This window comes from Rheinheimera mangrovi, assembly GCF_003990335.1.
Lineage (GTDB): Bacteria > Pseudomonadota > Gammaproteobacteria > Enterobacterales > Alteromonadaceae > Pararheinheimera > Pararheinheimera mangrovi.
In genome coordinates this window covers 1,409,993-1,425,744 of the sequence record NZ_CP034683.1, presented here as the reverse complement: position 1 = coordinate 1,425,744, position 15,752 = coordinate 1,409,993, and the positions used below count along the sequence as shown (strand labels likewise).

Genomic DNA, 15,752 nt, shown 5'->3' with positions numbered 1-15,752 from the left:
AGCCCCCTTTTAGTCGCCGCTTGCAGCTATGGATTTATTCCATTGAAATGGCTCCGTATCCTGCTTGTCTTCTTTGCGCTTACTGACCCGTTTTCTGACCTGATTCTTATTGGTAAGCAATGAAGCCGATCGCACCGGAGGTTTTGGCATAAAGTTGTCTAATTCATGCAACTTATCCAGCGCCCGCAGTATCGCGATGATTTTTTCCAGACCAACACTGCGCTTACCGTTTTCTAAACTCTGCACCGTACTCACGTTAACACCAGCTTTTTCCGCCAGTTCAATTTGTTCTAAGCCTTCATTGAGCCGTGCTTGTAAAAAACGCTCACCAAGCATCACCAAAATGGCTTGATTACTCATTCGACTGATTTCCATAATATGGCTTATCCGCACTATTAACCTGTAATAGATATAAGTATAGTGCTTAATTCCAACATTAAACAATATTAAATAAAAGTGCTTTTATTCACTATAAACGCAGAAAACAACCACAACAGTGCTTTTATTAATTATTAATATAAGTTACTGAACTTAGCCTGCCACTTTACCATGACAACCAGATCAAAGTAGTTGTAGCCGCTGCAAAAGAGAACTTCGGGCATAGCTGCTTACACTTCGAAGCGCTGTTTGCAGTGCTGGCCCAGCTGAATTTATTGCAGCCCATCACGGATGAAGTGGTGCAACAATTGGCTTCTTTTGCTTCGCAGTAGTTAACAATTTGGCGCAAGCTTGCTGGCTTTGTCTCTGCTGCAGCAGGCTTTTTACTGCACACCCAAATTACTATACCGGCCAGTTCATTAATTACTTTTCAAGCCCTCAAAAATTTACTAGACTGCCGAGTCTATTAAATAAAGAGGAGTAAAATTGTGCAAGATTTAGTGATAGCTGTACTTCAACACCCAGTGGCTTTGCTGGTGGCAAAGCTTGTGCTTACCTTTGTGTTTTGGATGGCCGGGCTTTTTGGTGTGTTTAATTTCAAAGTGATTGTGCAGGAAATGGTCGATGTAAATTTGCCTAATCCGCGCTTTTTTGCACTTGCTACCATATTCACTCAGTTAGCTGGCTCCTTGCTCATCATCACCAACCTGGGAGGATATGGCTGGTTAGGTGCAGGCTGGTTAGCGGTGTTTCTGCTGCTCACTATCCCGCTTGGCCATCCATTCTGGAAATTTGACGAGCCCAAACGCACCCATGAATTCCATATAGCGCTGGAACATGTCACCGTAGTCGGCGGACTTATGCTGGCCGCTATACTGTCAGTAGTGCCACTGTCCTAACCTGTCGGCTTTACTCAACAGCCAGTAATTCAACAGTAAGCAGGTCGGTTCTGAAAAACAAAGTGGAAAGCACCTTACTTCAGAATCGACACTTTAGAGCGGCCAACAACGCCATAGCCCGAAACCTGAGTTGTTCATTAAAGGAAAAGTCTTTGAAATTACAGGCTAAGTCCGATTTAATACGCAAAGTTCAACACTAAGTAAGCTTCGCTGACCATACCAAAGGCGGTGGAGCTTCACGCCAATACACTTTTTTATTAATTGTGCCGGTTCGGAGCAAGAGTGGATTTAGTTAAAAAACAACGCGGCAGACCCCAGGATAACTCCAAGACAGTGGCCATCCTCGACAGTGCCCGCAGTTTATTTTTGTCCAAAGGGCCAAATGTAACCTTGGATGAAATTGCAGCTGCTTCCGGAGTGGCAAAAGCCACGCTTTACGCCAAATTCAAAGATAAAAAAGCCATCATTGAGGCGGTCATTCTAAGAGAAGCCGATCTGACGGTTACAGAAGAACAATTCCTTCAATTTACCCAACGCCCTGTGTCTGAAGCACTCTACGAATTTGGCTTGCAATATCTTGCCTTTATCAACAACAGGGACCTGCTAAATTGGGACCGCCTAATCTCCGCTCTGGAATTACAGGAAACCGATCTGCCCAACCACTTTTTTAATTTAGGCCCAGGCCGCGGGCAACAATTTCTTACCCGCTTAATAGCTCAGGCCATGGAAACAGGCCAGTTAGCAGTCAGCGATCCAGTTCAGGCAGCCGATATTTTGACAGGCTTATGGCTTGGTTTTGTAAATCTTGAAATTAAACTAGGGGTGCGACCACCGCTAACAAAAGCTGAAATGGAAGACCGTGTAAATCTGGGTATAAAACATTTTCTTAAAATTCATGGGGCTTAAGCCCATTGCTGTCATCTTTCGCAGTGTTTTATATAACAGTCATAACAAGCTCTAACATTTCAGCTTAGAGCTCACTCTTGTCGACCTTTATATCTGGCTGACCAGCCTTTCAGCCACTAGAGCCGCCAGCTCCTGACAGTTCTAGGGATTAATCTACAGGTTTTAGTGTAATACCATTTATAGGTTTTGATGTATTTCAATCTATAGGCTTTGAAGTGTTTTGATCTGATTATGAGTTATGAAGAAGGGTGTTGGCAGATATGTGAATCGCCACTAATTTCCTAGACACCTTTCAGTTAGATAAACTAACTCAAAGAGAGGTGCCTATGAGCAGTAAACGTTACCCCGAAGAATTCAGAATCGAAGCAGTTAAGCAGGTCGTTGATCGCGGCCATTCAGTTGCGGATGTTGCCAAACGGCTCGATATCACCACGCACAGCCTGTACGCCTGGATTAAAAAGTACGGTCCTGACAAACAACAGCATAATGATTTGGCTGACGCTCAGGCCGAGATTAAGCGACTGCAAAAAGAGCTGAAGCGAGCCACCGAAGAGCGCGACATTCTAAAAAAAGCCGCGGCGTACTTCGCAAAGCTGTCCGACTAAGATACGCCTTCATTAAAGAACACTGCGACAGCTGGCCGGTGCGCTGGCTTTGTAACATGTTGGATGTGCATCCCAGTGGATACTATGCGTGGAGTAAGGCATCGCTGTCGAAACGCGATAAAGCAAACCGGCGGCTGACAGGATTAATAAAACAGTTTTGGCTGGAGTCTGGTTGTGTGTATGGCTACCGTAAAATTCATTCTGATTTACGTGATTTCGGCGAGTCTTGCGGCATTAACCGGGTATACCGGTTGATGCAATCCGAAGGGCTTAAAGCACAGGTTGGATATCGCAAACCCAGATCACGTAAGGGGGACAGCCATATCATTACGCCGAACCGCTTGCAGCGGCAGTTTAATCCGTTAGTGCCTGACGAGGTATGGGTAACTGATATCACGTACATCCGCACGCATGAGGGGTGGCTGTATTTGGCTGTGGTTGTGGATTTGTTCTCGCGCAAGGTTGTTGGCTGGTCGATGCATTCCCAAATCAGCAAAGATATTGTGCTGAACGCATTGCTGATGGCCGTGTGGCGACGTCAGCCTAAAAAACAGGTGATGGTTCACTCCGACCAAGGGAGCCAATACACCAGCCATGACTGGCAGGCATTCCTGAAAACTCATGGCTTACAAGGCAGCATGAGCAGACGCGGAAACTGTCATGACAATGCAGTGGCAGAAAGCTTCTTCCAGTTGTTAAAGCGAGAGCGGATCAAGCGGAAAGTCTACACGACGCGTGATGAGGCCAGAAGTGATGTGTTTGATTACATTGAAATGTTTTACAACAGTAAACGGAAACATGGTTCCAATAATCTGCTGTCACCGGTAGAGTATGAAAACCGTTACCAAGAACGGCTGGGAAGTGTCTAGTTTATTGGTGGCGATTCAATGAAGACTAAATAACAAACCTAATTGGGGAGTGGCAATCAGGTAGAGTGAGACACTTCCGCTCTATTCAGCGCTCTTCTCTTGTATGCCAAAGCCGCAATATATAAATGGTCTGCTGCTGGAGTTCGTAGCGCATCTCAAAATGCCCTACTAATAATCGCCTCACTTCTCGCGGTAAAAACTCGAATAACTGCTCGCCTATACGCGGATTAGTCAGTAATAGTGTGGGTGCTTTGATCAAACTTAGTACTGTTTTGGCGGCCGCCTGTTTATTTTCCGGAGCCAGAAATTCGTAAAGTCGGGCTAAATCCGACAATGCTTTACTGGTCCACTTCAATTCCATTAGCCTGGCACCGCTAACGGGTTATCTGTGCCTAAGCTTTCGGCCCATGCCTGCACAGCCTGATGATCGATCACCTGCCCTGCATCTACATCTGCCAAAGCTTCACGAGTTAAGCGTTCGCGCTCTTCTTCCTGTTCCAGCCAGGCAGATAAAGCTTGTTTCATAATCCAACCGCGGGAGCGCTCTAAGCGTTCAGCCATTTGGTCAACTTTTTCAGCCAACGGCAACGGGATATGTGCGGTTAACACTTTAGTTCCGGCTTGTGCCACAGCGATGCTCCTGATGTAAAGTGATTCAAAATTAATCATACTGATTAAACCCCATTCCAGCAAGGCGCACGGCTGATACCTTAATTTTTGGCACTGGGATTTTTGTTTTTAACCGCTATTCAGTTTCTGCGTCGTTGTTGCGGTTCTGGCAATAACGCAGCACTTCGTAACTAAGCACTTCGACGACAACCAACCCCAATATTGCTTTTGGAAACAAGCGTTGTTATGGTAGTTTTTTAACCATCGCCGCAATTAGAAATAAATAACCAGCAGACAACAAAGGCGATGGGTATTCAAGCAGACCGGAGATGGATTTTATGGTTGTTGAGCAGCAGTTGGAACGTGCGCGTCTTGAATTACTTGATATGGGTCTTCGATCCAACCCCCAATTAAATTACCGCAGTGGCAGCAAATCCCTCGACATTATTGATGAACAATCTGCCAAGATTTTTCAGATGCTGGTTGAGCAGGAAAACACCCTTAGCTTTTTGCCGCTGCCAGAAGCTTATCAACAAAAAATTGCCGACAACGAAGATGAAGGAAGCTTCTTTCAGTCGGACGACGACTCCGAATTACCACCGCTTGATTTGTATCTGGAACAAAAGAAAGGCGCTGCACGCTTTAGCGATAAATACCTGCAAACTGGGCTGATACCAGCAAAGCTGGATAAAGCACTGCTGAAACTCGAAACTGAAGCGCACACCATGCTGCAGGAACAAGGTGTTGAGGTTCTGTATCTGGCTCTTGGTTTTTTACAGTGGAACGAGCCAACCAACTCATCAGTTTCAAGGTATGCGCCGTTAATTCTGATCCCTGTCGAACTTACCCGCTCTTCTGCACGCGACAGTTTTAAGTTGCGTTATACAGGCGAAGATCTGGGCTCAAACCTGACTTTAGCGGCAAAGCTCAGAACAGAATTTAAGTTATTGCTGCCAACCTACTCAGATGACATGACGGTTTCTGATTACTATCAGGCGGTGACAGATGCAATTGCAGCACAACCTTCATGGCGGGTGCATCAGGACAAAATAGGTTTAGGGCTGTTCTCATTTGGCAAGTTTCAGATGTATATGGACCTTGACCCGTCCGGCTGGCCTGAAGGAAAAAAACCATCCCAATTGCCTTTGATTGGCCGCTTATTCCGGGATGGTTTTGATCACAATGTCGAGATTAACCAGGATGATCTGAATCATCCGGAAAAACTCCACTTGGTAAAAGACGCCGACTCCAGCCAGATTGAAGCCATCCTCGCCATGAAGTCTGGTGCAGACTTAATCATTCAAGGCCCGCCAGGTACAGGCAAATCCCAAACCATCACCAACATCATTGCCGAAGCTGTTGCTTTGGGTAAAAAAGTGCTTTTTGTGGCGCAAAAAATGGCAGCACTTGAGGTAGTGAAAAAGCGCCTTGATGAAACTCATATGGGCTTTGCCGTACTGGAACTGCACAGCCACAAAAGTACCAAAAAAGCTGTGCTGGAATCTATCGCTGAATCACTGGAACAAGGGCGGCCACAAACCGGAAATCGCCAGCAAGAGCTGTCGGATTTGGCAGAATCAAAAGCTTCACTGGATGCTTATGTGCATGCCATTCGCGCCCCTGTTTTGCGCAGTAGCCTTAATTATATTGAAGCTTTAGGCTCTCTGTTGCAGCTGAAAACAAAAGATCCCGAAAGTTCTTTGCCAACTTTGCCTTTTAGCTGCTTTGAACAATGGACAGCCGAGCAATACAGCAATGCCAGAAAGCTGGTGGCAGAATTAGTGCAGCAACTGGAACGTGTTGGTGTGCCTGCAGCACATCCTTTTGCGATGTCTGGCCGTACTGACTTTTCTCCTGCCTTGCAACAAGCGCTAACCTCAGCTTTGGCAGAAATAAGCCAGCTACTTAGCCAACTTGATGCACAAACTCAAACCGTCAGCGCATTTCTGAAGCTTGAAAAACCACAAAGCTTGCAACAAGTTACCCCGCTGATCGCAACAACAAGCTGGCTATCCGAAGTGCCAGATCTTAAACAGGTTAAAGTAAATAACCCTTTATGGGCTGTTGAACAAAAACGGATCGATAATGGTCTGGCTTGTTTAGCCACTTTCTTAACTCTTAAAACCAGCTGCGAACAACACTTTATAGCTCAAGCGCTGGATGCCGATTTATTGAGTATCCGCCAGGGCTTGATTGGTAAAACAGATAAATGGTGGCGTTTCCTGTCATCCAGCTATCGACAAGCAAAAGCTAACTTAGCAGGGCTTTGGCGTGGCACTCTGCCAGCATCGTCCGCTGACTGGCTCACTGCATTAGATACTGCTTTAGCCTATCAAAGCGCGAAAAAAGAGCTGACCAGCTACCACGCTATTTTGTCTGAAGTCTTTGGCGCTCAGTGGCAAGGCGAGTTTTCAGAGCATACTGAATTAACTCAAATCCATAGCTGGATCAGCACCTTTTATACCAAAGTAAATCGTCTTGAATTGTCGCAGTCATTGGCTGAACTGATTGATACAGGAGTTGATAAAAAGCTGCTGCGTGATCAGGCGAACTCACTAACAACGCTTTGTAACGCCATTGCAGTGCAAGCTCAAACGCTGAAAGAGCTGATACAAATCCCTAACAGCAATCCAAACCACGATTTAGCGGCCATGCAATTTCCCCAGCTCAATGCTTTATTAGAAGGCTGGAAAAACTCTGCCCTGCTTTACGATTTCGCGCGCTACAACCAGATTATTCAGGCCTTTGAGCCTTATAAAATCAAAACTTTCACTGAACTGGCGTACTCATGGCATACAGCCCCAGACCTGCTAATGACAGTATTCGAGCTTAGTTATTTCCGTGGTTTGGTTGATCATGCCTACGACAGCTCGGAAGCCATACGGCGCTTTGACCGCAATAAACATGAGCAAAGCCTGCGCGACTTTAAACGTATCGACGGCAACAGTTTGTTTTTCGCCCAGGAGCTGTTGGTGAACACCTTGTACGAGCGCTTACCGAAGAAATCAGCGAAAGGTGAAATGGAATTAGTGCTGCGCGAAATGGGTAAGAAAAAGCGCCATATTCCTATCCGAAAACTGCTGGCTGAAGCCGGTCACGTGATCCAGCAAATAAAACCTATTTTTATGATGAGCCCCATGTCCATCGCCACCTACCTGAAACAAGGAGCTTTGGATTTTGACTTAGTGATCTTTGATGAAGCCAGCCAAATTCCTGCCCCTGATGCCTTGGGCGCTATGCTGCGTGGGCGGCAGGTGATAGTGGTGGGTGACAGTAAGCAAATGCCACCAAGCAACTTGTTTGGTAAAGCCGTTGAACTGGAAGAAGAAGAGCTGGAAAGCAGCGCCACTGCAGAAATGGAAAGTATTTTGGCACTGATGGAAGCACGTGGCGCGGCCAGCAAAATGCTGCGCTGGCACTATCGCTCCCGCCACGATTCACTGATTGCAGTATCCAACGACCAGTTTTATAAAAACAAGTTAGTGGCCTTCCCAAGCCCGGGTTTTCACCCCGATGCAACAGGGCTGAAGTTTCATCATTTACCGGAAACTCATTACGACAAAGGCGGTTCACGCACTAATCCGGGCGAAGTAAAAGCTGTAGTAGCGGCCGTGTTAAACCATGCGTTAAGCAAACCTCACCTGTCCTTGGGTGTTGTAGCCTTTAGCCTTTCGCAGCGTGATGCCATCTTGCTTGAGCTGGAAAAAGAGCGCCGCTTACACCCAGAAACCGACGAATTCTTTGCACGACATGCGGGTGGCGATGAGTTTTTTGTAAAAAATCTGGAGAACGTGCAGGGCGACGAGCGCGACGTTATTTATATCAGTATTTGTTATGGCAAAACCAGCACAGGCCAACTGAGCCAGAATTTTGGCCTGCTGAATAAACCCGGTGGTGAACGGCGCTTAAACGTGCTGATCTCACGCGCACGGCTGGCGATGGAAGTCTTTGCCAACTTCAAAGGTGATGAATTAAAAGTTGAAGCAGACAGCCCTTTTGGTGTGCGTTCGCTGCAAATCTTTTTGCAATTTGCCGAATCAGGCCAGTTGAACAAAGCCCATGAAAAAGAGCAGGAACAAAACTTTGCTTTTGGTGCTCTGCTGCATCAGGCAATACAGCGATTAGGTTATCAGGTAGCCACCCGGGTCGGCAGTCAGGGTTACTATATCGACTTAGCTATCAAGCATCCTGAAGACCCCAGTAAATTTGTATTAGCGCTGGAATATGACGGTGCAGGTTATTACCAGGCCGCTTCAGCCCGCGACCGCGAACGGCTGCGGCAAAGTGTGCTGGAAGGCCTTGGCTGGAGCTTTGAGCGCATTTGGTCCACCGACTGGTTTCGCGATCCAGAGGCTGAGTTACATCGCCTGAAAGTATTGATAGATAAAGCCATAACACAGCATAACGAACTGATGGTATCGATGGCGGCACAAGCCACTAGCACCAGACAAGTGAAACACCAGGTTGCTGCGCCAGAGCTTGTTGCAGCGCCTATATTGCAGGTAGAGGAAGAACAACCAGAGTTTGAAGCCTGCACTACGCCCTATAAAAAAGCTGATGTGTCTAAGCTAAATATCCCTCATGTCGATGATTTCAGTGCCATTCCTTTAAGTATGTTGGTGCATGCGGTGGAGCGTATTGTTGAAACCGAATACCCAATATTCGCCAGCTTAATGGCCACACGCTTAGCCAACGCCGCTGGCCTGACACGAGTTGGTGCCAAAATTAAACGCACTGTCGATCAAGCCATTGAAAGCGCCGTTGCCAAAGGGCTGATCCAGTTAGATAAAGACGAAGTGTTATGGCCGCAAGGCCGCAGCACAGTCAAACTCAGAAACTGGAACAGCGCCGACACAGCCACCCGCAAGCTCGAAAACGTCTGTGATGCCGAACTGACCAATGCCCTATTACTTACAGTGCAAGACGCACACGCTATCAGTGTAACGGATGCAGCATCCGCAGCTTTGGGTCTGTTAGGGTTTCAGCGCGCAACGGCACAGGCTGCGGAACGAATGGCGAAGTTGGCTCAGGTACAGTGTGATAAAGGTGTATTGGTTTGTGAGAATGAGCGGTTGAAGATTGCGGTCAAAATTTAGCTCCTCAACACAAGGAGCATGTTCTGACACGAAAATTTTCATTTAGAAAGATGGAGCTTAGTATCGAATGATTAACAAAAAAAATATCTTAATCAACAATAGATCATTTAAAGATGGAAGTTTATATCTTCGACTTCATGATTCATCACGAACAAAAACAATGTTAAATGGCAAAAATATATTCGAAATAATATTATCAGTAATAGTCGAGGGGCGACACATGGAGCACGGCCCTCACGAAACACCAAACCAGATAACAATGCTACTTATTGGTTATAGTAAAAATGAGAGCGATTTGTATGAAGAACTATCTCACGGGAACATATCTTTACATCAAATAATTCACAACTGGAAATGCGACTACGTAAGCCAAGCATCGGAAGATGCATACAGGTATATAAATAGTAACCTCTCGAACGAAGAGGCTAGAAAGTTTTTCATTTTATTAAACGACTACGCTTATAATTATAAGAAAAATAGAAACACTAAATTCATTAAAAAATACCCAACAGAATCAATAGGAAAAACACTCCTCAGACAGTCATCTATTAGATATTCATTTGAGCATGGTTACAAGCAGCTAGACGATGGGCAAGACGTAACATACCACATGCATAGACCTTCCTACATAAATTTAGTAACTGAGAGAAAAGAAAGTCACAAATTACATTTTGAAAATTCGGCGAATATAGATATACCATTTCACACTTTAATTGGAAAGAATGGAAGTGGAAAAACATACTTACTCAATGATATGATAAGAAATTATCTAAGCAGCAGAGCGATTTCTGAAACACTATTCAATCGAATTATAACACTATCAAACACAATAAATGACAACTGTTACAAACCATCAGCGCTAATTAGAAACACAAAAAGCATAGAGCAATATCATTTCATATCACTAACGTCTCAGTGGCACTACAGCAGCAGCAATCGAAGAGGAACAAGGATAAATTTATTATCCATGATAGAGAGCGTGAACTACAGAGACAGAAGAAAAAGAGGAATGTTCAGGCAAGTAGATTTAATTGACAAGGTAACAAACAAAGTAATTCCTGGATTTTCCTTCTCAATAAAAACGAATGCGGGAAATAAACTTTATAGTAATTTCACTCAACTAGTAGAAGAAGAAAATGATTTAGTTTTAAGGTGGAGAGGAATGCTCCCTCACTCCTCAGAGATTGAATATGTCCTACCAAATGAGGATATTAACTTCTACAGGGAAGGCACAGAAATAACTCTTAGTTCAGGGCAATTTTCTTTCCTTGTTTCTATGTATTCATTAATATCAACTATAGAGACAAACAGCCTAATTATTATTGAGGAACCTGAAAATTATCTTCACCCAAATTTATTAACTCACTTCATTAATTCATTAACTCTTGTACTAAGAGATACAAATTCAGTCGCCTTAATTGCGACGCATTCTGCTCTTGTTTTAAGAGAAACCCCTTCAGAGCAAGTAACAATTCTTACAAGAAACACAAGCATTACCAAGCTTAACAAACCCAATATAGAGACTTTCGGAGCTGACACTCACCAAATAATGATTGATGTATTTGGAGACTTAAATTCAAATTCTATTTTCAGGGAAGAAGTAGCAAAAATAGCAAAAAATAAAAATATAGATGAAGCTATTAGAGATTACTCAAATTTTTCACCTGAGCTATTAAGTAAGATAATTGTGGAGATGCTTAATTAATGATTCAGTTAAAAAAGCCTGCAGAAGCTGAAGAAATAGAGAAAAAAATCGAATTACATGAGACTTTAAACAAAATATTTTCTCAAACCGCGCCTGAAAACATCAGCAAATTAAATGGAAGGCGAAGAGATTTAGAGATCGAGATGACAAACTACCATTATGAAATGGCGCAGAATGGCTCACTCAATCACAACAAAAGAAAGAATTTGTCTCAGTTCAAAGATATTTTTGAATGGTTATATGATAACCCAAGTAAGTTACGCGGCACAGATTTTATAGATAAAATCCGAGATGCATACGTTTCAAATGGAATAATTTGTCCATATTGTGGGATTTCTCCTTGCCGAACATTGGATCATTATTACAACAAGGCTTTGCTTCCGCAATTCTCTTTCCTTCCTGAAAATTTAATACCATGTTGTGGCGACTGCAACAAAGATAAAGGGTCAAAAACTCAATTTAGTAGATACAAGAGAACGGTAAACCCATTTTATGATGACTATCCTAATCTAATAACTGGTGAACCATCGTTATACATCGCGTTTATAGAAAGTCCACTTCCTAATGTCGATTTTAATTATTTTATAACGCCCAATAGAAAACTTGAACACTACACCAAGAAACATATTCATTATCATTTAATTTCATTTAAGATAAAGAAAATTCATCAGGAGGCCATTAGAAATTCATTTTGGAGAAACGCAAGAACCCTTAGGGAGTATTGCGACATGCTTTCAAATAACATAATTGACGATAATGTACATCGCACGCTCATTGATAATTTTTCAAAAAAAATATTAATATGATTTATGACTGGGAATACATTATAAGATTTTCTTTAGTACATTTAAAATGCAATAACTGGATTTACACAAGTAACAACAGAAAATTCACCTAACAGAAGACGTTTAGATATCCACTAATTTTGCAATGTATATTGTCACGCAACTATAGAATAGTTTTTATTTTTGAACCCGCCTCAAAAGGCGGGTTCAAAGCAAATAAATAATTAACCATCTACCATCTGCTAAACCTGAGCACAGTTAGCAAACTGCTGAAAGAGCTAAAACCTTACTCTATTGAAGAGTTAAGTCATTCCGCTAAGCGCTGAGGATGCGGGCGGGGACAAGCCATACAGTTGAATATCAACAGGTAATAAAAAAACCCGCCGGGTGGCGGGTTTCTTTTATTACCGATAATCTTCCGGACTAGGGCAAGCACACATCAGGTTGCGGTCGCCGTATACGTCGTCGATACGGGTGACTGTTGGCCAGAATTTGTTTTCTGCCACGTACTGTGCAGGGAATGCAGCGTACTGACGCTCGTATGGGCGGTCCCAGCTTGGGTCGAAAATATCTTCCATAGTGTGAGGTGCGAAGTGCAGAGGGTTATTGTCTGCAGTCCACTCCCCTGCTTCTACCCTGGCAATTTCATTGCGGATAGAAGTCATGGCGGTGATAAATTTGTCCAGTTCCACTTTGCTTTCAGACTCAGTAGGCTCGATCATCAGCGTGCCGGCTACCGGGAAAGACATAGTTGGGGCGTGGAAGCCGTAGTCCATTAAACGTTTGGCGATGTCCATTTCGGTGACGCCGGTTTTTTCTTTCAGTGGACGCATGTCGATAATACATTCGTGCGCTACGCGGCCGTTGGTGCCTACGTACAGTACCGGGAAGTGTTCGCCCAGTTTTTTCGCCATGTAGTTGGCGTTTAAAATCGCCATTTCAGTGGCCTGACGTAAACCTTCGCCGCCCATCATTTTGATGTACATCCAGCTGATTGGCAGAATGCCTGCGCTACCAAATGGAGCAGCAGATACTGCGCCGTTGTTTGCGCCAGTGCCTTCAATTTTGACAACAGCGTGGTTTGGCATAAAGGGAGCCAACTGTTTTTTCACACCAATTGGACCCATGCCCGGGCCGCCACCGCCATGAGGAATACAGAAGGTTTTGTGCAGGTTTAAATGCGATACGTCAGCACCGATAAAGCCAGGAGAAGTAATACCTACCTGAGCGTTCATGTTGGCGCCGTCCATATAGACCTGGCCACCGTGGGCGTGGATGATGTCACACAGCTCGCGGATAGACTCTTCGAATACACCGTGGGTCGACGGGTAAGTCACCATAATGGCGGCTAACTTGTCGGATACGGCTTCAGCTTTGGCTTTTAAATCGGCCATGTCGATGTTACCGCTCTTGTCGCAATCTACCAGTACCACTTCAAAGCAGGCCATAGCTGCGGTTGCAGGGTTAGTACCGTGTGCAGACACAGGGATTAAACAGACGTTACGGTGTGAATCGCCGCGGCTTTCGTGGTATTTACGAATAGCGATCATACCGGCGTATTCGCCCTGAGCACCTGAGTTGGGCTGCATAGACACAGCGTCGTAGCCTGTGATGTCGACTAACCAGTTGGCCAGCTCGCCAATCATGTCGTAGTAACCTTCAGCCTGGTCGCGTGGCACGAAGGGGTGCAGTGAACCAAATTCTGGCCAGGTCACAGGGATCATTTCGGCTGTAGCGTTTAACTTCATGGTGCACGAACCTAAAGAAATCATTGAGTGGTTCAGTGCTAAGTCTTTGTTTTCCAACTTTTTGATATAACGCAGCATTTCTGTTTCAGAATGGTACTGGTTAAATACCGGGTGCGTTAAGTACTTAGAAGTACGAACTAAATCAGCAGGAATAGAGTTTGAGCCTTTAGCAACGATCTCAGCATCCAGCTTAGTTACATCTAAGCCATGGCCAGCACCTAATACGATATCGAACAGCTGAGCTATATCAGCAGCAGAGGTCATTTCGTGGAAGCTCACGCTTAAGCTATCGGCGATATCAGTACGTAAGTTCACTTCAGCGGCGATAGCGCGAGCTACAACAGAGGCGCGGTCAGCCACTTTAAAAGTAACAGTGTCGAACCAGGTGTTGTGTACTAAAGACACGCCTTTGGCTTGAAGGCCAGCTGCAAATACGTCAGCAGAACGGTGAATACGTTCAGCGATGTTTTTCAGGCCTTCAGGGCCGTGGTACACAGCGAAGAAAGACGCCATGTTGGCCAGTAACACCTGAGCTGTACAAATGTTTGAGTTAGCTTTTTCACGACGGATATGCTGTTCACGGGTTTGCATTGCCATACGCAGTGCCTGATTACCACGACGGTCTTTCGACACACCTATGATACGGCCTGGCATAGAACGTTTGTAATCGTCACGGGTAGCGAAAAACGCTGAGTGTGGGCCACCAAAAGCCATAGGCACACCAAAACGCTGGGCAGAACCTAATACGACGTCTGCACCTAATTCGCCTGGCGATTTTAATAACAGTAAACTCATCATGTCGGCTGCTACTGCAACTACGGCTTTTTTCGCCTGCAGTGCTGCAATCAGGCCGCTGTCGTCACGCACTTCACCAGTCGTTGAAGGGTACTGTAATAAAGCACCAAAGACGTCGTGGTTCACTGCGTCAGTGGCTTTGCCAATGATTACGTCAAAACCAAACATTTCCGCACGGGTACGCACTACGTCAATAGTTTGTGGGTGCACGTCGTCAGCGATGAAGTAAGTGTTAGCTTTGCTTTTTGCCACACGTTTAGCCAGCGCCATAGCTTCAGCAGCTGCAGTGGCTTCGTCCAGTAATGAAGCCGATGCCAGCTCCATACCTGTTAAATCTAAAGAAATTTGTTGGAAGTTCAGCAGAGCTTCTAAACGGCCCTGAGCAATTTCCGGTTGGTATGGGGTGTACGCAGTGTACCAGCCCGGGTTTTCTAACACGTTACGTAAAATCACATTTGGTGTCAGTGTTGGGTGGTAGCCCATACCAATGTAGCTTTTGAACATTTTGTTTTTGTTCGCAGCAGCTTTTAAGTACGCCAGAGCGTCCGCTTCAGTTGTGGCTTCACCAGTTGCCAGTGGCTTTGGCAGGCGAATGGAAGCAGGCACAGTTTGTGCGATCAGCTCTTCCATGCTGCTTACGCCTAATTCAGCCAGCATAGCTGCTGTTTCGTTAGCGTCCGGGCCTATATGGCGTTGTATAAATTCCTGGTGGTTCGCAAGTTGCGACAGGGTTTTCACAGCTGAAGTGGTCATGCCTTGAAGTTCCTAAATGGTCTTAACAATATGCTGGAGATTACGCACAGTTCTGGGTTTTGGCCCAGCTGTTGGTAAAATCCCTGTTGGGGTCAGCACGGGCGGGGGTAAACCCCGCTCCTACAAAACCCGTTTATTTATTCATTACCCCAACCTATGACGGTTGGCACGCCTCTGTCTTTATATCGACATCTGCGGTTTTGTCTGGGCTCGTTGCGGGCGGGGGTAAACCCCGCCCCTACAATGCCCGTTTATTTATTCGTTCTAACCCAACCTTTTACGGTTGGACCGCCTATGTCTATCTATCGACATCTGCGGTTTTGTCTGGGCTCGTTGCGGGCGGGGGTAAACCCCGCCCCTACAATGCCCGTTTATTTATTCGTTCTAACCCAACCTTTTACGGTTGGACCACACACGTCTATCTATCGACATCTGCGGTTTTGTCGGGTCTGTCACGGGCGGGGGTAAACCCCGCCCCTACAATGCCCGTTTATTTATTCGTTCTAACCCAACCTTTTACGGTTGGACCACACACGTCTATCTATCGACATCTGCGGTTTTGTCGGGTCTGTCACGGGCGGGGTAAACCCCGCCCCTACAAAAC

The 15,752-nt window shown here is 45.2% G+C and carries 10 protein-coding genes; 6 read left to right on the top strand and 4 right to left on the bottom strand.

The genetic code is table 11. The features are described 5' to 3' along the window. Positions 1-9: 9 nt before the first annotated feature. Positions 10-360: a helix-turn-helix domain-containing protein gene (locus EK374_RS06470; protein ID WP_164731832.1), complete on the bottom strand. Its 351-nt coding sequence runs from the start codon at positions 358-360 to the stop codon at positions 10-12. Between the two features lie 506 nt (positions 361-866). Between EK374_RS06470 and EK374_RS06465 the strand changes: the two genes are divergently transcribed. The 3 genes from EK374_RS06465 to EK374_RS06455 all read left to right on the top strand — a co-directional run bounded on the left by EK374_RS06465 (position 867) and on the right by EK374_RS06455 (position 3,657). Further along, a complete protein-coding gene (locus EK374_RS06465) occupies positions 867-1,277 on the top strand; it encodes a DoxX family protein (RefSeq protein WP_233280357.1) in 411 nt (136 codons plus the stop codon). Between the two features lie 282 nt (positions 1,278-1,559). After that, entirely contained in the window at positions 1,560-2,183 is a 624-nt protein-coding gene (locus EK374_RS06460) for a TetR/AcrR family transcriptional regulator (protein ID WP_127021225.1), read from the top strand. 326 nt (positions 2,184-2,509) lie between these two features. Continuing rightward, a protein-coding gene (locus EK374_RS06455; protein ID WP_127019341.1) for an IS3 family transposase occupies positions 2,510-3,657 on the top strand; the annotation gives its coding sequence in 2 pieces (ribosomal slippage) (positions 2,510-2,747 and positions 2,747-3,657; 1,149 coding nt in all). An 85-nt stretch (positions 3,658-3,742) separates the two neighbouring features. Here the strand turns inward: EK374_RS06455 and EK374_RS06450 are convergent. Beyond that, positions 3,743-4,018, bottom strand: a complete 276-nt coding sequence (locus tag EK374_RS06450) for a type II toxin-antitoxin system RelE/ParE family toxin (protein WP_127021223.1) — start codon at positions 4,016-4,018, stop codon at positions 3,743-3,745. After that, a complete protein-coding gene (locus EK374_RS06445; RefSeq protein ID WP_127021221.1) occupies positions 4,018-4,326 on the bottom strand; it encodes a CopG family ribbon-helix-helix protein in 309 nt (102 codons plus the stop codon). Before EK374_RS06445 ends, EK374_RS06450 begins: the two co-directional genes overlap by 1 nt. A gap of 269 nt (positions 4,327-4,595) precedes the next feature. Here EK374_RS06445 and EK374_RS06440 point away from each other — a divergent pair, with 269 nt between their 5' ends. The 3 genes from EK374_RS06440 (at position 4,596) to EK374_RS06430 (ending at position 11,873) form a co-directional block, all read left to right on the top strand. Beyond that, positions 4,596-9,362 (top strand): DUF3320 domain-containing protein, encoded by a 4,767-nt coding sequence (locus tag EK374_RS06440; protein WP_233280356.1) that lies wholly within the window; start codon positions 4,596-4,598, stop codon positions 9,360-9,362. A 67-nt stretch (positions 9,363-9,429) separates the two neighbouring features. Beyond that, a complete protein-coding gene (locus EK374_RS06435) occupies positions 9,430-11,067 on the top strand; it encodes an AAA family ATPase (protein ID WP_127021219.1) in 1,638 nt (545 codons plus the stop codon). Next, a complete protein-coding gene (locus EK374_RS06430) occupies positions 11,067-11,873 on the top strand; it encodes a hypothetical protein (protein WP_127021217.1) in 807 nt (268 codons plus the stop codon). Before EK374_RS06435 ends, EK374_RS06430 begins: the two co-directional genes overlap by 1 nt. A gap of 383 nt (positions 11,874-12,256) precedes the next feature. Here EK374_RS06430 and gcvP read toward each other — a convergent pair whose 3' ends face one another. Next, positions 12,257-15,148 carry an aminomethyl-transferring glycine dehydrogenase gene (gcvP, locus tag EK374_RS06425; protein ID WP_127021215.1) on the bottom strand — a complete coding sequence of 964 codons (2,892 nt, stop codon included), beginning with the start codon at positions 15,146-15,148 and terminating at the stop codon, positions 12,257-12,259. Between the last annotated feature and the right edge of the window lie 604 nt (positions 15,149-15,752).

What these genes read in the sequence shown, in the direction of transcription:
- EK374_RS06430 (WP_127021217.1), top strand. Translation starts at nt 11,067, where the DNA reads ATGATTCAGTTAAAAAAGCCTGCAGAAGCTGAAGAAATAGAGAAAAAA.
- gcvP (WP_127021215.1), bottom strand. Translation starts at nt 15,148, where the DNA reads ATGACCACTTCAGCTGTGAAAACCCTGTCGCAACTTGCGAACCACCAG.
- EK374_RS06435 (WP_127021219.1), top strand. Translation starts at nt 9,430, where the DNA reads ATGATTAACAAAAAAAATATCTTAATCAACAATAGATCATTTAAAGAT.
- EK374_RS06470 (WP_164731832.1), bottom strand. Translation starts at nt 360, where the DNA reads ATGAGTAATCAAGCCATTTTGGTGATGCTTGGTGAGCGTTTTTTACAA.
- EK374_RS06445 (WP_127021221.1), bottom strand. Translation starts at nt 4,326, where the DNA reads ATGATTAATTTTGAATCACTTTACATCAGGAGCATCGCTGTGGCACAA.
- EK374_RS06450 (WP_127021223.1), bottom strand. Translation starts at nt 4,018, where the DNA reads ATGGAATTGAAGTGGACCAGTAAAGCATTGTCGGATTTAGCCCGACTT.
- EK374_RS06440 (WP_233280356.1), top strand. Translation starts at nt 4,596, where the DNA reads ATGGATTTTATGGTTGTTGAGCAGCAGTTGGAACGTGCGCGTCTTGAA.